General features: G+C 53.8%; 22 protein-coding genes. 14 read left to right on the top strand and 8 right to left on the bottom strand.

All coding sequences use genetic code 11. The annotated features are described in order from the left end of the window. Positions 1–112 precede the first annotated feature (112 nt). The 13 genes from lspA to DTHIO_RS08730 all read left to right on the top strand — a co-directional run bounded on the left by lspA (position 113) and on the right by DTHIO_RS08730 (position 11,608). Positions 113–607: a signal peptidase II gene (gene lspA / locus DTHIO_RS08790; RefSeq protein WP_008869957.1), complete on the top strand. Its 495-nt coding sequence runs from the start codon at positions 113–115 to the stop codon at positions 605–607. Beyond that, a complete protein-coding gene (locus DTHIO_RS08785) occupies positions 588–1,334 on the top strand; it encodes a prolipoprotein diacylglyceryl transferase (RefSeq protein WP_008869956.1) in 747 nt (248 codons plus the stop codon). The genes lspA and DTHIO_RS08785 overlap by 20 nt, the downstream gene beginning before the upstream one ends. A 238-nt stretch (positions 1,335–1,572) precedes the next feature. Then, positions 1,573–1,800, top strand: coding sequence for a PLD nuclease N-terminal domain-containing protein (locus DTHIO_RS08780; protein WP_008869955.1), 228 nt, complete (start codon positions 1,573–1,575; stop codon positions 1,798–1,800). After that, positions 1,794–2,672, top strand: coding sequence for a tol-pal system protein YbgF (ybgF, locus tag DTHIO_RS08775; protein ID WP_008869954.1), 879 nt, complete (start codon positions 1,794–1,796; stop codon positions 2,670–2,672). Before DTHIO_RS08780 ends, ybgF begins: the two co-directional genes overlap by 7 nt. Before the next feature lie 19 nt (positions 2,673–2,691). Continuing rightward, positions 2,692–3,126, top strand: a complete 435-nt coding sequence (locus tag DTHIO_RS08770; protein ID WP_008869953.1) for an NIL domain-containing protein — start codon at positions 2,692–2,694, stop codon at positions 3,124–3,126. Between the two features lie 20 nt (positions 3,127–3,146). Beyond that, the gene (locus DTHIO_RS08765) at positions 3,147–3,689 is read left to right on the top strand and encodes a PilZ domain-containing protein (RefSeq protein ID WP_008869952.1); all 543 of its coding nucleotides are present in this window, start codon (positions 3,147–3,149) and stop codon (positions 3,687–3,689) included. After that, positions 3,676–4,404, top strand: a complete 729-nt coding sequence (locus DTHIO_RS08760; RefSeq protein ID WP_040418224.1) for an ATP-binding protein — start codon at positions 3,676–3,678, stop codon at positions 4,402–4,404. Before DTHIO_RS08765 ends, DTHIO_RS08760 begins: the two co-directional genes overlap by 14 nt. Before the next feature lie 194 nt (positions 4,405–4,598). After that, positions 4,599–5,678: an OmpA family protein gene (locus DTHIO_RS19755; protein WP_008869950.1), complete on the top strand. Its 1,080-nt coding sequence runs from the start codon at positions 4,599–4,601 to the stop codon at positions 5,676–5,678. Between the two features lie 292 nt (positions 5,679–5,970). Further along, entirely contained in the window at positions 5,971–6,405 is a 435-nt protein-coding gene (locus DTHIO_RS08750; protein ID WP_008869949.1) for a hypothetical protein, read from the top strand. 63 nt (positions 6,406–6,468) lie between these two features. Further along, entirely contained in the window at positions 6,469–7,464 is a 996-nt protein-coding gene (locus tag DTHIO_RS08745) for an NAD(P)H-dependent glycerol-3-phosphate dehydrogenase (protein ID WP_008869948.1), read from the top strand. 391 nt (positions 7,465–7,855) lie between these two features. Continuing rightward, on the top strand, positions 7,856–9,580 hold the full coding sequence (locus DTHIO_RS08740; protein WP_161598652.1) for an ABC transporter substrate-binding protein: 1,725 nt from the start codon (positions 7,856–7,858) through the stop codon (positions 9,578–9,580). Next, entirely contained in the window at positions 9,580–10,551 is a 972-nt protein-coding gene (locus DTHIO_RS08735; RefSeq protein WP_008869946.1) for an ABC transporter permease, read from the top strand. The genes DTHIO_RS08740 and DTHIO_RS08735 overlap by 1 nt, the downstream gene beginning before the upstream one ends. Before the next feature lie 4 nt (positions 10,552–10,555). Then, positions 10,556–11,608: an ABC transporter permease gene (locus tag DTHIO_RS08730; RefSeq protein WP_008869945.1), complete on the top strand. Its 1,053-nt coding sequence runs from the start codon at positions 10,556–10,558 to the stop codon at positions 11,606–11,608. 134 nt (positions 11,609–11,742) lie between these two features. Here DTHIO_RS08730 and DTHIO_RS08725 read toward each other — a convergent pair whose 3' ends face one another. The 8 genes from DTHIO_RS08725 to DTHIO_RS08690 form a co-directional block, all read right to left on the bottom strand. After that, positions 11,743–12,504, bottom strand: coding sequence for an ABC transporter ATP-binding protein (locus DTHIO_RS08725; RefSeq protein WP_008869944.1), 762 nt, complete (start codon positions 12,502–12,504; stop codon positions 11,743–11,745). A 122-nt stretch (positions 12,505–12,626) separates the two neighbouring features. Continuing rightward, positions 12,627–13,397 (bottom strand): ABC transporter permease, encoded by a 771-nt coding sequence (locus tag DTHIO_RS08720; RefSeq protein WP_008869943.1) that lies wholly within the window; start codon positions 13,395–13,397, stop codon positions 12,627–12,629. Between the two features lie 126 nt (positions 13,398–13,523). After that, positions 13,524–14,477 (bottom strand): NrtA/SsuA/CpmA family ABC transporter substrate-binding protein, encoded by a 954-nt coding sequence (locus DTHIO_RS08715; protein WP_008869942.1) that lies wholly within the window; start codon positions 14,475–14,477, stop codon positions 13,524–13,526. A gap of 26 nt (positions 14,478–14,503) precedes the next feature. Continuing rightward, complete coding sequence (locus DTHIO_RS08710; RefSeq protein ID WP_008869941.1) at positions 14,504–15,577, bottom strand: biotin synthase BioB; 1,074 nt, start codon at positions 15,575–15,577, stop codon at positions 14,504–14,506. Between the two features lie 309 nt (positions 15,578–15,886). Continuing rightward, positions 15,887–16,279: a type II toxin-antitoxin system VapC family toxin gene (locus tag DTHIO_RS08705; RefSeq protein ID WP_008869940.1), complete on the bottom strand. Its 393-nt coding sequence runs from the start codon at positions 16,277–16,279 to the stop codon at positions 15,887–15,889. Next, positions 16,279–16,530, bottom strand: coding sequence for a type II toxin-antitoxin system VapB family antitoxin (locus DTHIO_RS08700; RefSeq protein WP_008869939.1), 252 nt, complete (start codon positions 16,528–16,530; stop codon positions 16,279–16,281). Before DTHIO_RS08700 ends, DTHIO_RS08705 begins: the two co-directional genes overlap by 1 nt. Before the next feature lie 209 nt (positions 16,531–16,739). Beyond that, positions 16,740–18,050: a BPG-independent phosphoglycerate mutase family protein gene (locus DTHIO_RS08695; RefSeq protein WP_008869938.1), complete on the bottom strand. Its 1,311-nt coding sequence runs from the start codon at positions 18,048–18,050 to the stop codon at positions 16,740–16,742. 50 nt (positions 18,051–18,100) lie between these two features. Beyond that, on the bottom strand, positions 18,101–18,688 hold the full coding sequence (locus DTHIO_RS08690) for a B-box zinc finger protein (protein ID WP_050775170.1): 588 nt from the start codon (positions 18,686–18,688) through the stop codon (positions 18,101–18,103). Positions 18,689–19,000: 312 nt separating this feature from the next. Here DTHIO_RS08690 and DTHIO_RS08685 point away from each other — a divergent pair, with 312 nt between their 5' ends. After that, complete coding sequence (locus DTHIO_RS08685; protein ID WP_008869936.1) at positions 19,001–19,873, top strand: deoxyribonuclease IV; 873 nt, start codon at positions 19,001–19,003, stop codon at positions 19,871–19,873. Positions 19,874–20,110 lie beyond the last annotated feature (237 nt).

The following is a 20,110-nucleotide window of genomic DNA, read 5'->3' as shown; positions in this document are numbered from 1 at the left end:
GGACTGTCCCCCGCTATGTACTGATTTTGACAAATGCAACCCGCTTGCGTTTGTATATGATTTGACTCAAGCAGGTAGCAGCTTGCGGGGACTGACCCCAAGGAGGTAGCAAGTGCCGGACAGATACAAGCTGGTTATAATTTTGTCTGCCGCCATCCTGGTGCTGGATCAGATGACCAAGATATGGGTCGAGAGCAGCCTGGCTCTGGGAGAGACAAGAACTGTCATTCCGGGTTTTTTCAACTTAGTTTTTGTCCTCAACCCTGGTGCAGCCTTTGGATTTCTGGCGGACCTGGAAGGCAGCCTGAGGACCTATTTTTTCCTGGGGGCCACCGGTCTGGCTGTGGTGCTCATAATTCATCTACTTAGAACGGTACAGCGCCAGGATTATTATCTGTTCACAGCCCTGGGCCTTATCCTGGGCGGGGCCCTGGGGAACATGATTGACCGCATCCGGCTGGGTATGGTCATTGATTTTCTGGATTTTCACTTAGGCAGCCATCACTGGCCGGCTTTCAACGTTGCAGATATTGCAATCTCTGTTGGAGCGGTTCTGCTTATAGTCTCTTTTTACAAGAAAAAGCGCCATGAAGCCGATTCTGATTGATATAGGGGGCTTAAGCATCTATGCTTTCGGTGTTTTCATGGCCGCCGCCTATCTGCTGGCCATGGCCTGGGGCATGCGCGAGGCCGGGCGCAAAGGACTGGACCGGGGGATGGTCCTTGAATTCGGCTTTTATGTGCTCATAGCCGGGCTGGCCGGTTCCAGGCTTTTTTATTTTCTATTGTATCCAGGCGAGTTTGAAGGCTCCCTGATCAGGGTACTTACCTTCTGGGACGGAGGTCTGGTGCTCATAGGCGGCGGGATAACCGGGGCCGTAGCCCTCATGTTTTACCTGAGTCTTAAAAAGCAGGATATCAGGGCCTGGCTTGATGCCCTGGCCCCTGCCACCGCTCTGGGGCTGGTAGTGGGCTGGATGGGCTGCATGTTCGCCGGCTGCGGCTACGGCCGCCCCAGCCAAGTTCCCTGGGCGGTAACCTATACCCATCCCGATTCCCTTGGCCCGCTTTTTGTCAGTCTGCATCCGGCTCAACTGTACCATGCCCTGGCCTCCCTGGTAATCTTTATTGTACTTCTCGGCCTGCGGGGCAGACTGAAATCAAAAGGACAGGTTGCAGGACTTTTTCTGATGCTGTATGCTGTAAGCACCATGGCGGTGGATTTTTTCCGTTATGAATATGAAGCCATGCTGTGGATTTTCAGCCCTGTCCAGGCTGTGAGTATGGTCTTGCTGGTTGTGGGTCTGGCCCTTTTTGTGCATAAGAAAGCTTAACCATAACTGTTCAGGGCTTACAAGTAACTTCAAGCGTAGGTGTAATTTATTCAGCATGTTGCTGTCATACAAGTTTGTTATTTTATGTGTACAACAAGGACCGTTCCCCTCCTTGGTTAAGGAGGGGCTGGGGGTGGTTCGTTCTAAGGGATCACTTCCTTATTCAGGCTGCTCACAGGTTTGATTCCGGGCGTGCCCGGGTGAGACGCTTTTAACTCTCAAGTTACCAGGAATACTCATGTTTGAAATACCAGTAGTCGAGATTTTCAGGGCCAGCCCCTGGGCTTTATTGATACTTATTGTTCCCATTCTGCCCAATTTATGGGCCATCCTGCACATATTCCGCTGCGATTTCGATACAGCCCAGGAAAAACTGGCCTGGCTGGGCCTGTCCGTATTCATTCCCTTTATCGGGGGGCTTTTGTACCTTTTTGTGGGGCGAAGAAGAGGGACTAAAGTATGCTGATTGTCAAAACCTTTTTGCTCGCGGTGGCCGTCTTTGTTCTTAGTGCCTGCGTAACCGGGCAGTCAGGGGTTGACCGCATGCAGATGCAGATAAGAAACCTGGAGCGCCAGCAGCACGAGGACCGCCAGGAAATGGAACAGGAACTTGAGAGACACCAGGAAGAACTGGCTGCCGCCACAAAAGCCCTGGAAGAAAAGGTGGCCGAGGCCGGAGGCCCGGTACAGGCAAGCCAGGCCCACCTGTGGGCCGAGCTGGAATCCCTCCGGGTTCAAGTAGCCACCATGAGCGGCAACCTGGATGCACTGGAGAGGAAGGTATTCCGGATGGGAGAGGACCAGGATATTCCAGAAGAGGTCAAGGCCCTGCAGCAAAGGACACAAAAACTGGACAGGCACCTGCAGACCATGGCCAGCCAGCTGGGCGTGGATCTTCAGGACGAGGTGGAAACAGCGGCCATTTCCGATGATCCCGATCTTGAACCTGTCGGTGACCCCCAGACCGCCAGGGCCCTTTATCAGCGGGCTCTGGACTCGTTTTATGACCGGGAGTACGAGCGTGCCCAGTCATTGTGGGAAGAATTCGCTGAAAATTATCCCGAACATGACCTGATTTCCAATGCCTATTTCTGGCAGGGGGAGTCGTTTTATCAGATGCAGGAGTACGCCGAGGCCGCCCTGGCCTACCAGGAAGTCATTTCCAATTATCCTGACAGCAACAAGATTACCGCCAGCATGCTCAAACAGGGCATGTCCTTTATTGAGCTGGGCAGGGAGGAAGCCGGGCAGCTGGTGCTCAATGAGCTCCTGGAAGAGTACCCGGACAGCGCAGAAGCCAGAAGGGCCAGGGCTTTTATATCTGAAGAAGACCTGTAACCTGCAAAGAGTGTTGAATATGCAGACAGCTGAAGAATTTTCCAAGATAATTTCCCTGCACTTTTCGCCAGAAGTGGTGCGCAAGCCCATGATGTACAACCTGGCCAAGAAGTTTGACCTGACCTTTAATATCCTCAAGGCCAAAATCAGCCCCAGGGAAGAGGGGCATATGATCCTGGAGCTTTCCGGCGACCTTGAGGATTACAAAAAAGGGGTTTCATATCTGCAGGAGCACGGAATAAGTATCAGGGACGTGGCTCAGTCCATGACCCGGGACGAAAGCCTGTGCACTCACTGCGGGGTATGCACGGCCCTTTGTTTCAACAGGGCCCTCAGGTTAGATAAGGCTACCAGGAAGATACTCTTCGACGAAGACAAGTGTACCGCCTGCAGCAACTGCACCCGCATATGCCCGGTGGGGGCGATGCAGGTGGAGTCCAACGGGGATTTCTGAGAAAGGGAGGATAATTATCCATGAAAACTCAGGACAGGAAGTATTCCCGGGTGAATACCAGGATCAAGGCCTATATGCGCCGCACGGTCTTTGACGACTCTCTTCCCCTTTTCAGCAGTACCCTGGTTGGAGACACGGATGATCATGCGGTAAAAAATCTCTACGGTTCGCATCTGCCCAGGGAGCTTATCAATTTTCTGCAGCAGATGGATGAAAAGGTGAACATGATCTTAAGCCTCATCAACCGGGAGACCATCCAGGCTGACTTTCCCCTGCAGGGTGAGGTCCTGGAAATAAGCGGGGCCGGACTCAAATTTACTTCCCAGGAAGACTTTGAAGAAGGCGAGAATATGGAAATGGTACTGCTTCTGTCCCAGGTCCCCCTGCGGATCGTAGGAATGGTGGGGCGTATCCACCGGTGTGAAAAAGTCCAGGGTGTGCCTGTATGGGCGGTGCAGTATGCCAGCATTCGTGATGTGGACAGGGAAAAGATCGTCCAGTTCGTATTCCAGGAACAAAGAGAGCATATCCGGGGCAGAAAAAATGAGAATGAGCCAGGATAAATATCCGGCACTGGCTGAAAAGTACATGCTGGCAGGTGTGGGGGAGATGTTTTCCGGAATGCTGCACAACCTGAACAACCATGTGCAGATCCTGGAAATGCAGCACTCCATGCTCAAGAGCAGGCTGGAATCAGGCCCCCAGACTCCCATCCAGGAGTATGCACAGAAAATTGAACATTTTTCCAGGGAGATCACGGGCCTGGCTGAGAATGTGCATACAAACGCTGAGCATGTTTACTATACCAGAAAGGACCAGGCGCAGGTCAACATGGGCCAGTACGTGGACTGGCTGATGAATTTCTGGCGTAACAACCCGTACTTCAAGCACAGGGTAAACTGTACTGTACAGGTGCAGAGCCGGGATATCAATCTGGAGCTTCCACCTTTCTGCTTGACTCTTTGCCTGGAACAGGGAATAAGAAATGCAGTAGAGGATTATACACTGCTTTATCCGGATCAGGAGCGTTCTCTGGCCCTGCATGCAGAATCTTCTGGTGATAAAGGGGCTTTTTTCCGGATAGTTTCGCAGTCAGAACTGCGTGAGCCGGAACCCTGGAAAGAGGGCTCCAGCAGCAAGCCGGATCACCTGGGCATGGGACTGCCTGTGGTGGAGTACATATGCAACTGTATGGGCTGGGAGGTGGAGCTCAGGAACAAACAGGATGAAACCTGGTTTGAACTTAAGATTCCTTTCAAAAAGTCCAGTTGGAATTGAACTGCTTTTTTGCTTTTTGTAGCTTGCATTTCAAAATATTATGCTTACTATTTCAGACTGGCGCTTTCATGAAATGACGGGGGCGGACTCCCTGTGGGCTGTAAGCCTCCGGGCCGCAGCCCCGGCATATGCAAGGCGCTTTACTGATAAATTTTGCTGATGTTTAACCGTCTAACTTCAAGGAGGCTTGGACTATGTTTAAATCGGTGAGGGGATCTTTCCTGATTATGTTTGTTGCTGCAGTTCTTATGGGAGCTCAGCATGCCATGGCAGAGACCAGGACCATTCTCGAGCCCAGGGCTGACAACTTTATTTTTTATGTGGACAATTCCGGATCCATGATGTTTGACTACGAGGAGCTGGGAAAAGATAAAAGCGTGGTGGCCAGGGACACTCTTTTGCAGCTGAACCAGGAAATACCTGAGCTGGATGTCAATTTCGGGGTGTATACCTATGGTCCGTACAACGAATTTCTAAGCCCTTCCTCCTACAATGAGTCCGCAGTAGCCGAAGCCTTTGAGTCCATTCCCGTGGAATTCGAAATTTTCGGACGCCGTACTCCCATGGGCCGTGATCTCATCCAGGTTTCGGATGAGCTGGCAGAGCTGCAGGGTGATATTGCCGTGATAGCTGTTACTGACGGGGAGTCCAATATAGGACCCAGACCCGGCCGGGTAATGGAAGAGATGTACCAGGAATACGGGGACAGGATCTGCTTTCATTTCATCAGCCTTGCCCAGAGTGATGCTGAAAGAAGTAATGTGCAGGATTGGGCCGGAATCAACCCCTGTTCAGTAAAAATCGATGCTGACGAACTGCAGAAGGAGTTTGTGCGCGCCGACTTTATACGCGAAGTTTTCTACACTGAACGTGAGGAAACCGTCACTCCCGCTCCTGAACCGGAGCCTGAACCTGCTCCTGAAGTTGAGCCCGAGGAAGAGGTTATTGTTTTCTCCAACATCCAGTTTGACTTTGACAGCGCAGCCATCAAGGATGAATACGCCGAGATCCTGAATGAAGCCGCCAGGCAGATCCAGGACCGCACCGACCCCCACGTGGTGGTCGAAGGCCATACCTGCAACATCGGCCCGGAAGATTACAACATGGAACTGTCCCAGAGACGGGCTGACTCTGTGGCGGATTATCTTGTGGAACAGGGCGTTGACGAAGATGCCATCGATACCGAGGCCCATGGCTTGACCAGGCCTGAGTTTGACAACGATACCAGGGAAGGACGCCAGCTCAACCGGCGTGTTGAAATGCGTCTGGAATAAGCAGTAACGGCCCGGCAGCCCATGGTTGACCGGGCCTTTTTCTTATAAGCAGCGGCGTTACTGATAGTAACCATTCAGGGGATGCCTGAATCACGCCTCTGGCGTGACCAGGGGACAGTCCCCGCGACACCTTTTACGCACAATTACAAAAATTACAGACGCGAAGTTTTGTGTACAAACACAGCCGATACTTAGCGGGGGACAGTCCCCAGGCCTCGTGCCAGTAATCACCACCGAGAACCCCCTGAATGGTTACTACTGATATATGCTGTAAAAAACAGGATGTCATGTCATGAGAAGATTACTTTTATGCCTGCTTATGGCCGTACCGGGCATGATGCTGGAGTATCCCCACATAGTAAAAGCCGAACCTGCTGCCACTCTGAATTCTGATCATTACCTGCACAGCCATTTCAACAAATTCGCCAAAAGCCGGGTGGACATGCTCAATCGCAATTATGCCGGTACAAAAGAATCTCCGCGCCTGAAGCATACGGAAAACGGAGTAGTTGGCAAATACAGCAAGGCCAAAAAGGATTCCTTGACAGTGCAGGTACGCCGGACACAGTCAGAGCTTTCCCCCTTTATCGGTGTCATGAAATACACTGAAGTGAGGTATAAAGGCAGTGGAGACTGCAGTAACAGCATTACAAGTGAATCTTTTGAGAGGGTACGTACCAGAAGCGTGACCGAAATATTCAGGTTTGTACAGGATGATTGGCAGTAAAGTCGGGCTTGTGCGTTTTTGTTTTATTGTGCACCGCAAAAATCGTCTAACCATGGAGAATAAATGACCAGGATTGCTGTGCTGGGCGGAGGGAGCTGGGGGACCACCCTGGCCGGTATGCTGAGCGAAAAGGGTCTGGACGTGCGTCTTTGGATCCGGGAAAAAGAACTGGTGGACGAGATCAGAAAAACCGGGGAAAATTCCCTTTTTCTGCCTGGAATCAAGCTTGATTCCAGGCTCAATGTCAGCCAGGATCAGTTTGAAGTCATGCAGGGTGCGGATTATTTCCTGGTGGCCATACCCACCCAGTTCATGCGGAAGGCCCTGGAGGGCGTAAAAGACCTTTTCCCTGAAAATCCGGTAATAATCTGTGCCAGCAAAGGGGTGGAACTGGCCACCTTAAAGCCCATGTCCGCAGTGGTGCAGGAAAGCCTGCAGGAAAAAAAGCCGCGGTATGCCATTATATCCGGACCGTCATTTGCCGGCGAAGTAAGCCGGAAACTGCCCACGGCCGTGAGCCTTGGCTGCCGGGACCAGGAACTGGGACGCAGGGTACGGGATGTCCTGAGCACGGATTTTTTCCGGGTTTACGACAATCCTGACTATAAGGGAGTGGAACTGGGCGGGGCCCTTAAGAATATCATGGCCATAGCCGCAGGGATCTCCGACGGGCTGGAGTTCGGCCATGACGCCAGGGCAGCCCTGATAACCCGGGGTCTTGTGGAGATGGCCCGCCTGGGCGTGGCCCTTGGCGGCAGGGAAAGGACCTTTATGGGCCTGTCAGGCATGGGGGACCTGGTGCTTACTTGTACCGGGGATCTAAGCCGCAACCGTCAGGTTGGACTGAAGCTTGGCCGGGGCATGACTCTGGATGAAATTGTGGAGGGCTCCAGGATGGTTGCGGAAGGGGTCAAGACCACGGAGTCGGTCTGGCACCTGGCCAGGAAAATGAGGGTGGACATGCCCATTACCGAACAGGTGTACCAGGTGCTGTTCCAGGGCAAGGACCCCAGGACTGGAGTACAGGATCTCATGACCCGGGATCTTAAAATGGAGTAGGGGCTTGCCTTCCTGTAAGATTCACCAGGGTCCGGAAACTTTGCAAACAGGACGTAAAAACTCACTCCAAGGAAGCGTAAATCAAAACCTATACACGAATTTTTATCCCAGAATAACTTATATAACATGCTTTAAATCAAGTTCGGTGTTTTACGGTTTTGATTAACGCTTCCTACGTCGTTCAGACAGTTTACGCCCTGTATGCAAAGCCCCCGGACCCTGGATATCAGCGGTGCGCTAAGATTGACCAATTATACCAGATGGTGAATATTTACCCCGTCCTTGTTTTGATTTTTGCAGTTACATCTTTTTTGAGGAAATCTTGTTTTTAAAAGTTGTTTCATACCCATACCTTACCCCCTTATTCACCGCTTTTTTCCTTATTTTTACCTTGGCTTCCTGTAAGGGTGATATACCGCCTCTGGACCGGGAAGAGCATGACCTGCCCCGGGACGCTGAGGTAAGCCGGGCAGAGCCAGGAAATTACGGCGGAGTGCTGGTGACTGCAGAGTCGCAGCAGCCCAGGACCTTCAACCCACTGGTGGCGGAGGACGCCTATTCCAGTGAGGCTATCGGCCGTTTTTTAAACGGGCTTACCACCTACCATCCCATCAAGGAAAAAGTCGTCCCGGAACTGGCCCGTTCCTGGGAGATCTCCGAAGACAAGCGCACCATAACCATGGAATTGAGGCGAGGGGTGCGCTGGAGCGATGGGGAACCCTTCACCGCTGATGATGTCATCTTTACCTTCAAGGCACTTTTTGACGAGCGCTACCCCAACCGTTACCAGGGACAGTATACCATCGCCGGGGAACCTATAGAGTTTGAAAAGCTGGACAGGTACACAGTGCGCTTCAAAACAGCCAGGCCTTATTCGCCTTTTTTATATGTAATCGGCTTTATCGGCATCCTCCCCCGGCACGTACATTTTGATGCTTTTGAGAGAGGAGAGCTTTTGCAGCAGTGGAGCGTGCGCACAGCCATGCATGAGCCCCGGGAACTGGTGGGCACTGGGCCTTTCCGGGTACGTTCCTTCCGGCCGGGGCAGAGAATTATTTATGAGCCCAACCCGCATTACTGGCGGGTGGACAGCCAGGGGCAGAGGCTTCCCTACGTGGATTACCTTATTACCAGGTATGTCCAGGACCGAAATACTGAAACGGTTCTTTTTGCCTCGGGGCAGATTGATGTAGCATCCATAACTCCGGGGGACGTTGTGGGAGTGCGCAAAAACGCTTCCCTGCACGACTACACTGTGCATCACCGGGGACCGGCTACGGGCATCAGGTTTTTGTGGTTCAATCAGAAGCCCGGTGAGAGCGAGGCAGGCAAACCTTACGTGGAACCGCACAAGCTTGAGTGGTTCACCAGCAGGAAGTTCAGGCAGGCCATCCTGCACGGCTTCAACCGGGAAGGACTTATCCAGAGCGTCTATTTCGGCCGGGCCGAGCTTTTGCACTCCATAATCAGCCCGGCCAACGAGCGCTGGCACAACCCGGATGTGCCTAAGTATCATTATGATCCGGACCGGGCCCTGGAACTTCTGCAGGAAGAGGGGTTTGAACCGGATGAGGACGGAAATTTAGTGGACAGCCAGGGCAACCAGGTTTCATTCCAGGTCTATGCCTCGGAGGGTGACGACATAACTCCTCAGATTCTCTCCACATTCAGGGAAAATATGCGCGACCTGGGCATCAGTGTGCGCATCAGGTACCTGGATTTCGGGACCCTGGTGGCCCGGGTGAGCCGTCATTTCGAGTACGAAGGGGCCATGATGGGTTTTACCGGAGGGGCTGATCCTTCCGGTGGACGGGCTATATATCTAAGCTCCGGACGCCTGCACCTGTGGAACCCGGAACAGGAAGAGCCTCAGACAGACTGGGAAGCCAGAATAGATGAGCTTGTGTATGCCTCGGAGGAGACCTTTGACCTGGATGAGCGGGTGGACTACGTGCACCGGATGCAGGAGGTATTTTCAGAAGAACTGCCCCTTCTGTACCTGGTGACGCCCCATGCCTACGTCGGGCTCAAAGACAGGTGGCAAAACGTGCGCATTCCGTCAATGGGCTCGGCAATCTGGAACATTGACGAACTTTATCTGGACCCGGAGAAGTGATGCTCTTTTTTATCATCAGGCGCTTTGTGACCATGATCCCTCTTCTGCTGGGCATATCCGTACTGGTCTTCGTCCTCATGGCCATCGCCCCCGGGGATTTTCTGGACGTGGCCAGGACTCAGGAGGATATTCCTGCTGAATACATCGAGCGCATGGAAGAGGAGTTCGCCCTGGGCGAGCCCTGGCATACCAGGTATTTCATCTGGCTTGGCAACGTGGTCCAGGGCAACCTGGGCGAGTCCTGGATTTACCGGGTGCCGGTGACTGAGCTTCTGTGGCAGCGCATACCGGCCACCCTGGTCCTGTCCGCCCTGTCCATCATGTTCGCCCTTTGCGTGGCCATTCCCATGGGGGTGCTGGCGGCAATATACAAGGACTCCATATTCGACCGGGTAAGCTCCATGTTTGCCTACGCGGCTCTGTCCATACCGGAGTTTTTCCTGGCCCTGCTGGCGGTGATGTTTGCGGCCCAGACGGGCTGGTTCCCCACCGGGGGACTGAGCTCTGTGGAGCATGAGTTCATGTCTTTCTGGGGACGTATGGCCGACTACGCCCATCACCTGGTGCTGCCTACAATAGTCCTGGGCATGGGCAGTGTGGCCAGCTACATGCGCATAATGCGGGCCAACTTCCTGGACTACATCCGCTCCGACTTTGTGACCACGGCCAGGGCCAAGGGCCTGGGAGAAGGCCGGGTCATGTTTGTGCATGTTCTGCGAAACGCCATCAACCCACTGGTGAGCGCATCCGGTTTTATCCTGGCCACCCTTCTGTCCGGGTCCATTCTGGTGGAAAACGTCATGAACTATCCAGGACTTGGCCAGCTCATCTTCGAGGCCCTCATGCGCCAGGACGAATTCGTGGTGGTGGCCGCGGTGATGATGGGCTGCGTCATGCTCATGCTGGGAAATCTTATAGCCGACCTGCTCCTGGCCTGGTCAGACCCCAGGATAAGGCTGGAAAAGAACTAAGGCTATGCTCAAGCACCTGTTTAAAGAGATTACCAGACGCCCCATGGGAGTGGCCTGCCTGGCCATACTGGCGGCTTTGTACCTGGGCACCGTTTTTTCCCAGTTTCTGGCCCCATACCTGCCCACGGACCAGGATCTGACCAGTGCCTATCACCCTCCCACCAGGATCGTTCTTGAGGACTGGAGACCGCATGTGCAGGTCTACGAGCAGGTGGATCCTGCAGCTGCCAGGTACGAGCCGGTAGAGGGGGAAACAGCCCCAATAAAGTTTTTCGCCGCAGGGGATGAATACCGTTTCTGGGGGCTTATACCGGCCCAGATGCGCCTTTTTCAGGTGGAAGAGCCGCACCGGATATATCTTCTGGGCAGCGACGGCACGGGCAGGGATGTCTTTTCCAGGCTTCTCTACGGAGCCCAGGTGTCGCTCAGTATCGGGTTTATCGGGATCTGCATCACCATGACCCTGGGTTTTCTGGTGGGGGGTATTGCCGGTTATTTCGGAGGCAGAACCGATTTTCTGGCCATGCGCCTGGTGGAATTCATCATCGCCGTACCCTCGCTGTATCTGCTCATAGCCCTGCGCGGTGCTCTGGCGGAGCACTTTGAGCCGGAACAGATGTATCTGGTCATTGTCATCATACTGTCTCTTATCGGCTGGGCCGGGGCGGCGCGTATCATCAGGGGGATGGCTTTGTCCCTGCGGCAGCGCCCCTTTGTCCTGGCCGCGGAGGTCATGGGGCAGAGCAGCCTGCGCATACTTTTCCGGCATTTTCTACCCAACCTGGCCAGCTATCTCCTGGTGGCGGCAACGCTTAGCATCCCGGCCTATATCCTGGCCGAAGCGGCCCTTAGTTTCCTGGGGCTGGGCATACAGGAGCCGGGCACCTCCTGGGGGCTCATGCTGCAGCAGGCCCAGGAACTGAAGGTCTTCACCCTGAACCTGTGGTGGCTTCTGACCCCCGGGGCAGCCATATTCATAACCGTGATCACCTTCAACATGCTGGGGGACGTGTTGCGCGATATTGTCGACCCCCGGCAGCAGATGGTCAAGCGATGAGTACGTGCAAGGAGTAAACTCCCTTCCTTTATGCCTGCTTCAGGCCGGGAGTGAGATATAGAAACTGTGGACCTCCCCCGCTAAACCGCATCCTGCTCAAAAGGCGGCTGGGCAAAAAAGGATAAAAAGACCTTTTATCCTGTATAAGCCTGCTTCAAGGCGGCCCGCAGAATGCGCAGGTCTTCCATGAACTGATCAGTGTCGGGCTTTCTGGGTCTAAGCGCGCTAATATCCACTGTACTTAAGACCTTTCTGCCCCCCATAACCAGGACCCGGTCAGCCAGGGTCACAGCCTCGATTACGTCGTGAGTGACAAAAATTATGGTCTGAGAAAATTCAGCATGCAGGGACAGAAGAAGTCCGTGCATTTCCTCCCTGGTGAGGGCGTCTAAGGCGGCAAAGGGCTCATCCATGAGCATAAGCATCGGCGAAAGGGCCAGCACCCTGGCCAGAGCCACGCGCTGACGCATCCCACCCGACAACTGCGCAGGCAGCATGGCCTGTTTGTCTTCCAGTCCTACCAGGCCAAGCATTTTAAGGGCCGTATCCCTTTGCTCCTTTCTTGTCCTGCCCTGAAACTTCAGGCCGAACTCCACGTTTTCCATTACACTGAGCCAGGGAAACAGAGCATCCTCCTGGAACACCACCGCCTTGTGCGGACCGGGCACTGTACTGAGTCTGCCCTGGACATACACCGAGCCGGCATCCGGGGACACAAATCCGGCCAGGATATTTAACAGCGTTGTCTTTCCGCAACCGCTGGCCCCCAGCAGGGCCAGGATTTCCCCCTGATGCACTTCTAAGGAGATATCCTGCAGCACCTGCTGCCTCTGATCCCCAACACCAAAGTGTTTTTCTAAGCCCTGGACCTGCAGGCAGGCTGTCTCTTTTTTCATATTACCAGATGCACCTGCAAAAAGTCGGATAATTAATAATTCAGGCAGGACTCAACAACCTACATAACTCTTTGTTTTTACTGATCCCTGACCTCTGGCCTCTGACCTCTGACCTCTGTCTCTTACTGTCTTCTGGCTGATCTGGATACTACCTGCATGGCAAGCACCAGGAGCCGGTCGCATATCAGCCCGGTTACGGCGATGAGCACTATCCCGGAAATAATCAGGTCCACCCTGCCCATCATCCTGGCATCCATGATCAGGGCTCCCAGGCCATTGGGCACGCCGGTCATCTCCCCCAGCACTAAGTAGGCAAAAGATATGCCCAGGCCCAGACGAAGACCGGACATAATGTGCCCCATGCTTGCTGGCAGGACCACGTGGCGCAGCAGGCCCAGCCGGCCCAGACCCAGCATCATGCCCGCCCGGATGTAGGTTGAAGGCACAGTAGCCACCCCGGCCATTGAATTTATGTAGATGGGAAAAAAGGCCGCCAGGAAGATAAGGAAAACAGTGGTCTTAAACCCGATGCCGAACCAGACCAGGGCCAGGGGAAGCCAGCAGATGCCGGGCACGGCCCGGATGGCATCCACAAAATCCTTGAGCAGTACTCGCACCAGCCTGCTTCGACCAGACATAACCCCCAGGGGAAGCCCCAGAAGAACAGCCAGAAAAAAACCAGATCCCACACGGCTCAGGCTGGCCAGCAGGTCCTGGGAGAACTGCCCGGCATACATGCCCGGCTCAAGCCCGGTGACGTATATCCACATGGTTCTGGCCACCTGGTCCGGAGGGGGCAGCATATAAGGGGCCAGCATCCCGGAATAGGTCAAAATGCTCCATGCTGAAAGAACCACAGCCGGCAAAAGCAGGGAAAGCAGGCGCAGGGTCATATGCCCTGTCCTGGGCTGGCCATAAAGCCAGAAGACAGACGGCGCAAGACAGAGAACAGAAACAGCAGACAGTCAGGCCCGGCAGTATGATGAATTAAACCTTTTTCTGGTCCTGGTGCTCTTAAATCATTCATGGCCATTTTGGCGTCTGGCATTTTCAACAAATGTGGTGTTCAGGAGCTTTTCATAATCCGGCTGCTCATCGATCATTCCCAGCTCCTGCATTCTGGCTCCCAGCTTCTGCACCCTGCGCACAAAGGTCTCGTCCATGTCCCAGGCCAGTTCCATATTGTCCGCAGCCGTCTGCAACACCTCTATGGGAGTGCCGAAGTCCCCTGCCGCCTGCAGCCACTGATCCTTGTGCCTGGTGAGATGTTCTGTAGCCTGCATATGGGCGTTGACCATGCTCTGGACCAATTCCGGGCGCTCTTTAACTGTCTTGCTGGTGACCAGAAGACCGGCATTTATGTGCCCTATAGAGTCGTCAAAATAGGGGTAAGTAAGGATCCGTCCGTAGCCCTGGTGTACTGCCAGAGAGGGAAAGGGCTCGCCCGAGAGAAAAGCGTCAATGTCTCCCCTGGCCAGGGCCGTGCCCATGTCAAAAAAATCCACCCGTCTCAGGTTTACGTCCCTTTCAGGATCAACTCCGTGCTGCTCCAGGGTCTCACGCAGCAAGACTTCGTGCATTGTCCCTGGAACGTAGCCGATGCTCATTTCCTTCAGGTCTGCTACATCCTGGACCTGGCTGTTTTTGTGCACCACTAAGGCTGAACTCTTGTTGCAAAGGGCCGCCACCAGAACAACGGGCTCGCCCCTGGAAGCAGCAGCTATGGCGTGGACCAGGGTAGTTCCGGTCATGTCCAGGCTGCCTGCCAGCAGGGCTGAGCGCTGATCAGCCGGATTGGTAAAGGGAAAGACCTGTACCCGGGCTGATCCGGAAAAGTCCTCGTAGAAAAAAGGCTGGATGGTCTGAGCGGTTTTCCAGGTGCCTATGCGCCATGTTTCAGCATGCAGGCCCTGAACCCCGGTAAAAAGACTCAAAAGAAGAAACACAAAAGCAGAAAAAAGGTATTTATTCATGCGCTTGCCTAAGCCTGGCCCCGGCTTTAATTTTGGGCCGTTATGCCCGTAAGGTTGCCGCAGACATTTGCCCGCTCTGATAACGGCAAAGCATCAGGTTGGAAACAATTGGACTCCAGCCAGGGATCAAGGCCCATTTCCTGGTAGATCAGGGCGCAATCTTGCAGGCTTCTGCCCCGGCCCTTGCCGGAATCGTCCTCCAGGTCTCTTGGGCTTGAGCCCACTTCTGGAAAAAACAGGTTGGCCCCGGCCATGAGTGAGGCCGTATGTGGCTCATGCGTGCAGTGGGCACGCGGCACATCACCCATGGCCAGCCTGGTTGCAGCCACCATGCGGGCCAGTTCGCGCTCATTGATCATGCCGTGCTTCTGCATGGGTGACCCCGGGAAATTGATCCTGCGCATGACCCCGGAGTAGGTGGCCCCCATTCTGCGGGCCAGAAGTATCAGATCGGCCATCTCCCGGGGGCTGTGTTCCGGGCCCACAGGTTCAATACAGTTCATCCAGCGCAGGCCTACGTCTTTTATCACCTGTATGGTCTGCCTGCGCCTGTCCGGAGAAAAAGGCGTATCCCTGCCCTCGCCCAGGCGAATGGCATGGTAGCATCCTGAAAAGCCGGCTTCCAGCAGGGCCTTGCCCTCCTGATGGGTGATATCCCTGGTGTTGGCCACCAGGGGGACGTTTACTCCTTCGCTTTTAAGCAGTCGTCCCAGCTCCAGAAGTTTTTCAAAGGGATAAAAACCCGTGGTCATGAGGTTCAGGGCATCTGCTCCCTGAGCCTGGCCCAGCCTGGCCCAGTCCAGGAGTTGCTCAGTACTGAACTCCACTGATTCGGTGAATATCCCGGCCTTGCCGGTCAAAGAGCAAAAAAGGCAGTCAAATCGGCAGGGCTCCACATTGAGCCCGATATGCATATGCCTCTCACCTTTGAGGCCGAAGGTACGCCGGGACATCATGGCGGCGGCGTGCATCAGGGCATACACATCCGGGGAGTCCAGCTGCAGCCGAAGCAGATACACGATCTCCTCAGGGCTTAATTCTTCAAAATTTTCCGCCTTTCGTAAAACTTCAGAGGTTGCTGGCTGTATAAAGCAGGTCATAATGGTTCCATCAGGTTTGGTTTATAAAAGCCGAAAAAGTAACAAGGGCAGCAGCAGCAAGTCCAATAGAAAATTGCAATCACAAAAAGCATTCTGTATCAAGAATATAAATATGTAAACAGCCCGCTGTCCCGCACGCTGCCCCCGGCCAGGGTTTTGCCCATGACAGAAGCCGTTCAACCGTATTTTACCCATTTCATGCCTGGTATGAAATGGGTAAAATACGCTCTTAATTTCTCAAAACATGCCTGGCTTGAAATGGGTAAACTGTAAACGAAACAGTGGACGAGAAGCGTTCGAAAGCGGGATTCAGTAGGCAGCCACGAGGATGTCGGTTTTGCTGAAGTCATGTCCCTTGAACAAAAGAGGTGCCCCTGTGCTTTTGGCCAGGGCATAAGCACAGCAGTCGCCGATATTCAGTCCAGCCGGATGGCGGCCCTTACCGAATCTGCGCCAGGCCTCCCGGGCAATCCGAACCTGCTCCGAGTCCAGGGGCATCACCCTGACCCGCGCCCGTTGCAGAAAAAGATCAAGCTCCCGTCCACCGGCTTCTCCCTTCCTGGCCTCCAGGACGATACCCGTTTCAAGAACTGAAAATGAACTCATCATGACATCCGGGGATTCAGCAATGACTCTGGTCAGGACATCTGCCTCGGGCTCTCCGGTAAGTATTGCGATGATGGCCGAAGTGTCGCTTACCATTAACAGGCCCCGTGTTCATCATAGCCCAGGATTTCCTCCTCCGAGCGCTGATCAAGATCGGGCAGGGCCTGGCAGCGACCGGCTATTGCCTGTAATTCCTCCAGCCTGGCAGCTGCCTGCTGTTGGTGGCCAAGACGCTGCAGCCGTTCCTCCAGGGAATGGATAATTGCCTGGGTAATGTTTTCACCGCTGCGGGCCGCCACCTCCCGGGCCAGCCTCTCGGCTTCGGGGTTGCGGATACTGAGGGCCATACACTTATCTCCTGTTGCTGTATTGAAAATATTGTTTTTTATATACGCCCGATGAATAAAAAGTCAACACTTACCCATTTCAGGCCATGCTTGAAATGGGTAAAATAAGCTCTTAATTTCTCAAAACATGCCTGGCTTGAAATGGGCAATACAGTGTAGGGCTTGAGGAGGGTACAGACTCAGGATCAACTCAGGTTACTTTATCTTCTTCACTCCAGGATAAAGGGCCTGCCTGCACCCGGCCAGTAGGGCCGGTCCACCGGGGCGTCCATGAGCCCGGCCAGTCTGGAGCGCTCAAGATAGTTGAGCACTAAGTACATGAACTCCTTTCCCCGTACAGGGCCAAGTCCCCCGCAGGCAGCAGAGATCTCGTCAAACTTATGCACATTGTCCACTCTCACCCCTGGGCCGGTAATGACCAGGGGTACCGGCTCCCCCGAATGCACCAGGGGGCCTCCCGAGGGGGTGGAATGATCCGCGGTCACAGCCAGGATCACTTCGTCATTTTCCAGAAGTCCAGGCAAAGAGGCGCTCAGTCCTTGATCCAGGCTTTCAATGACCTTTTTTTTAAGAAGAGGGTCCTTTTTGTGCGCGGCTTCATCCGGGGCCTTGGTGTGGACATGGATAAAGTCATATTGATCCACATGCCGCCTGGCCGCATTTACCCTGGCCTGAATCTCCTGCCCCGGATCATCCTTCTCTGCTCCAGGGATAACGTCCATCCCCAGGTAGCACCCCAGGCCCTGGTAGACCACTCCCGAGGAAATGCTTACGCCCTTGATGCCGTTTCTGACATGAAAGGGTTCCCTGTCCCTCAGCCGGCCGGCTCTCTGGGTGACCAGGGCGTTCAGGGGGAATTTGCCGGCATTTTCCCGGGCCAGGTTGAACGGGGCATCCTTCAGCCTGCCATAACTCCAGGACAGGTAGCTGGTCAGGGCTGCGGCAGTATTTATGCACTTTTCATCACCGGCTTTTTTCTCAAAGGGCATGACAGCTGAAAGAAACCTGCCGTCCAGGATGGGGTTGGAATCGGTGATGAACGGAGATACCGCTCCAGTCAGGACAAGGACCCCGAAAAGCCCCTTGGCCGGGACCAGACGGATGTGCACTCCATGTGCTGAATACCGGGCTACCCGGTCAAAGGCCTGGCCGGCATCTTCCTGGCTGGCCTCCACTTTGTCCCTGATAAGCCTTAGCTTGCCCTCTTCTTCCCGGACGCAGACAAAATGCGCCAGCACGGCCACCTGGTCCCTGTCCAGGCTTATACCGGCTCCCAGGGCCTCCAGAGCCCCCCGTCCGGGAAAATCGGCAGGGTCATACCCAAACATGGCGAAATGGGCGTTTTCGCTGGGCAGGGCCTGGCCCGGAAAACCTGCATGATAAAGTCCGTTGCAGCCTCTTGCAGCCAGGTGATCCAGGAAAGGAGTGTGCGCAGCCTGCAAGGGGGTCTGGCGGTCCAGCTCGGCAAAGCTTTTGTCCCCCAGACCGTCCAGCAGGACGAGGATGAATTTTTTGCTCATAAAGTAATCCTGAATCCGGCGACAGGGTTAAAAATCAAGAGAAGCTTCTGCTATGAACCATCATAACCGCACACGCCGCACCTGGGGGAGTTCATTACCGGAAGCAGCATTTCTTTTCCACACTTGTGCTTTTCAAGACAGCGGGAGCATAAATAGGCCCCACCATCCTTCATCCCGCATTCATGACAGATAGACTCAGCTGTCTCACTCTGGCACACATCGCAGAGGATCTGGGGATCTTCATTTCGAGACAGAATAGTGATTTTGTCATTTTTCCTGAGTTTGCCGGGATATTCTCCAACACAGTCGATGGCCAGGGTTGTCGAGGAGCCGAAATCATAGATATAGGACAGCCTGTGCTTCGGGTCCAGGTGCCGATCTATCCGGCTGTTCATGCTCAGTTCCTCTGTTCCAAAGGGGGAACCGGCAAAGAATGCACTCATATGTCCGCAACATTCCAGCCAGATCTTTCTGAGAAATGAGTCCAGAGTGCTCAGCTTGATATCACGGTTCACCGCCAGATGCAGCCAGTATATAGAACCGCTGTAACCCTCATGGACTTTCAGATGCAGTATACCAGGTCCTTCTTTTTTATCATCTGCTATCCGGTACAGATTTTTTTTAAGACAAGAACTCAAGTGACGTCCAATACCACGGGCAGTCAAGCCCTTTTGACAAAGACCGCAAATTGCTTCAGAGTTGTCGTTAGGCATACGTTCCTCCGTTGTTGCTGCTTGATACCTGCCCTGACTTTATCCCTTGCTCCTGCAAATTAAATCAGGGGAATGCATCCAGGAAACCAGTATAAAGATACGGCCAGACCCACACGGCCAGCCCCACTTTTTCCTTGTGCCCTTTACAAGATATGTTATATTTTATGCATCAGTAAGGTCAACTTTATAATGCCACCTTCTATAGTTAAAACTTAAATAATTCATTCTCAAAACATTATGAACGCAGCACGTTATCTGGGAGCACACTGCTCCGTGTCCGGAGGGCTTTACCGGGCTGTAGAACGTATAGAGGGGCTTTCTGGTACAGCCCTGCAGATATTCACCCGCAACCAGCGGCAGTGGAAAACCTCGCCAGTCAAGGAGCAGGAGGCTGAACAGTTCAGGCAGGCCCTGCAGCAGTGGGGTGATTATCCTGTTTTTTCCCACGACAGCTACCTTATAAATCTGGCTTCTCCGGACAGGGAAATCCTTAAAAAGTCGGTACAGGCCTTTGCCGGCGAACTTAAGCGTTGCGCCCTGCTGGGCATTCCCGGGCTGGTCACACACCCCGGGGCGCACAAGGGACAGGGCCTGGATAAGGGACTGCAGGCATATGTCCGGGCCCTGGATGAGGCCCTGGACCTGGCCCTGCAGCAATGTCCGGAAAGTGCAGATGTTGAGGTTCTCCTGGAAACTACCTCCGGGCAGGGTACAGTCCTTGGTAGTACCTTCCAGGAGCTTGATTTCATTATCAGCACCAGCAAAAACTCCGACAGGCTGGGAGTCTGCTTCGACACCTGCCACGTGTTTGCGGCTGGTTATGATATGCGCACCCGGGAAAGCTACAATGCCACCATGCAGACCCTGGACAGTACTGTCGGGCTGCAGCGGGTCCAGGCTGTTCACCTGAATGACAGCAGTTATGGGCTGGGCAGCCGGGGCGACCGCCACGAGCATATCGGCAAAGGTGAAATGGGGCTGGAGCCATTCAGGCTGGTCCTTAACGATCCCCGGTTCTATGATGTACCCATGGTCATAGAAACCCCCAAGGACAAGGCCGGAAAATGGGACCTGGCAAACTTGAACCTCCTGCGGGGACTGGTTAGATAAGGTTTACTCGTGTTTTTAAAGCTTTCATAAATAAACGCAAATAGTAATGATTATCTATTGACAAAAAGCTCTGAAAAAAATATGCATATACAAGAGTCTGGCATTTGACATGCATCTGAAAAAATCATTTTTACACGCGCTCAGTACGTGTACAAATGACAAAATCCTGAGTTCAGGCTGCCCTCTCTGTGGCGAGCCATTTAGTGCTGGACAAAACCAAACCTTAGAGAATCTGAA

The organism is Desulfonatronospira thiodismutans ASO3-1, assembly GCF_000174435.1.
In the GTDB taxonomy this organism is placed as follows: Bacteria; Desulfobacterota; Desulfovibrionia; order Desulfovibrionales; family Desulfonatronovibrionaceae; genus Desulfonatronospira; species Desulfonatronospira thiodismutans.
The sequence above is the reverse complement of the archived record's forward strand: the minus strand, read 5'-3'. Positions and strand labels throughout refer to the sequence as shown.

What these genes read in the sequence shown, in the direction of transcription:
- DTHIO_RS08700 (WP_008869939.1), bottom strand. Translation starts at nt 16,530, where the DNA reads ATGGCCCTCAGTATCCGCAACCCCGAAGCCGAGAGGCTGGCCCGGGAG.
- DTHIO_RS08770 (WP_008869953.1), top strand. Translation starts at nt 2,692, where the DNA reads ATGCAGACAGCTGAAGAATTTTCCAAGATAATTTCCCTGCACTTTTCG.
- DTHIO_RS19755 (WP_008869950.1), top strand. Translation starts at nt 4,599, where the DNA reads ATGTTTAAATCGGTGAGGGGATCTTTCCTGATTATGTTTGTTGCTGCA.
- DTHIO_RS08705 (WP_008869940.1), bottom strand. Translation starts at nt 16,279, where the DNA reads ATGGTAAGCGACACTTCGGCCATCATCGCAATACTTACCGGAGAGCCC.
- DTHIO_RS08725 (WP_008869944.1), bottom strand. Translation starts at nt 12,504, where the DNA reads ATGAAAAAAGAGACAGCCTGCCTGCAGGTCCAGGGCTTAGAAAAACAC.
- DTHIO_RS08730 (WP_008869945.1), top strand. Translation starts at nt 10,556, where the DNA reads ATGCTCAAGCACCTGTTTAAAGAGATTACCAGACGCCCCATGGGAGTG.
- DTHIO_RS08695 (WP_008869938.1), bottom strand. Translation starts at nt 18,050, where the DNA reads ATGAGCAAAAAATTCATCCTCGTCCTGCTGGACGGTCTGGGGGACAAA.
- DTHIO_RS08735 (WP_008869946.1), top strand. Translation starts at nt 9,580, where the DNA reads ATGCTCTTTTTTATCATCAGGCGCTTTGTGACCATGATCCCTCTTCTG.
- DTHIO_RS08685 (WP_008869936.1), top strand. Translation starts at nt 19,001, where the DNA reads ATGAACGCAGCACGTTATCTGGGAGCACACTGCTCCGTGTCCGGAGGG.
- DTHIO_RS08710 (WP_008869941.1), bottom strand. Translation starts at nt 15,577, where the DNA reads ATGACCTGCTTTATACAGCCAGCAACCTCTGAAGTTTTACGAAAGGCG.
- DTHIO_RS08780 (WP_008869955.1), top strand. Translation starts at nt 1,573, where the DNA reads ATGTTTGAAATACCAGTAGTCGAGATTTTCAGGGCCAGCCCCTGGGCT.
- DTHIO_RS08715 (WP_008869942.1), bottom strand. Translation starts at nt 14,477, where the DNA reads ATGAATAAATACCTTTTTTCTGCTTTTGTGTTTCTTCTTTTGAGTCTT.
- ybgF (WP_008869954.1), top strand. Translation starts at nt 1,794, where the DNA reads ATGCTGATTGTCAAAACCTTTTTGCTCGCGGTGGCCGTCTTTGTTCTT.
- DTHIO_RS08765 (WP_008869952.1), top strand. Translation starts at nt 3,147, where the DNA reads ATGAAAACTCAGGACAGGAAGTATTCCCGGGTGAATACCAGGATCAAG.
- DTHIO_RS08720 (WP_008869943.1), bottom strand. Translation starts at nt 13,397, where the DNA reads ATGACCCTGCGCCTGCTTTCCCTGCTTTTGCCGGCTGTGGTTCTTTCA.
- DTHIO_RS08785 (WP_008869956.1), top strand. Translation starts at nt 588, where the DNA reads ATGAAGCCGATTCTGATTGATATAGGGGGCTTAAGCATCTATGCTTTC.
- DTHIO_RS08750 (WP_008869949.1), top strand. Translation starts at nt 5,971, where the DNA reads ATGAGAAGATTACTTTTATGCCTGCTTATGGCCGTACCGGGCATGATG.
- DTHIO_RS08745 (WP_008869948.1), top strand. Translation starts at nt 6,469, where the DNA reads ATGACCAGGATTGCTGTGCTGGGCGGAGGGAGCTGGGGGACCACCCTG.
- DTHIO_RS08760 (WP_040418224.1), top strand. Translation starts at nt 3,676, where the DNA reads ATGAGCCAGGATAAATATCCGGCACTGGCTGAAAAGTACATGCTGGCA.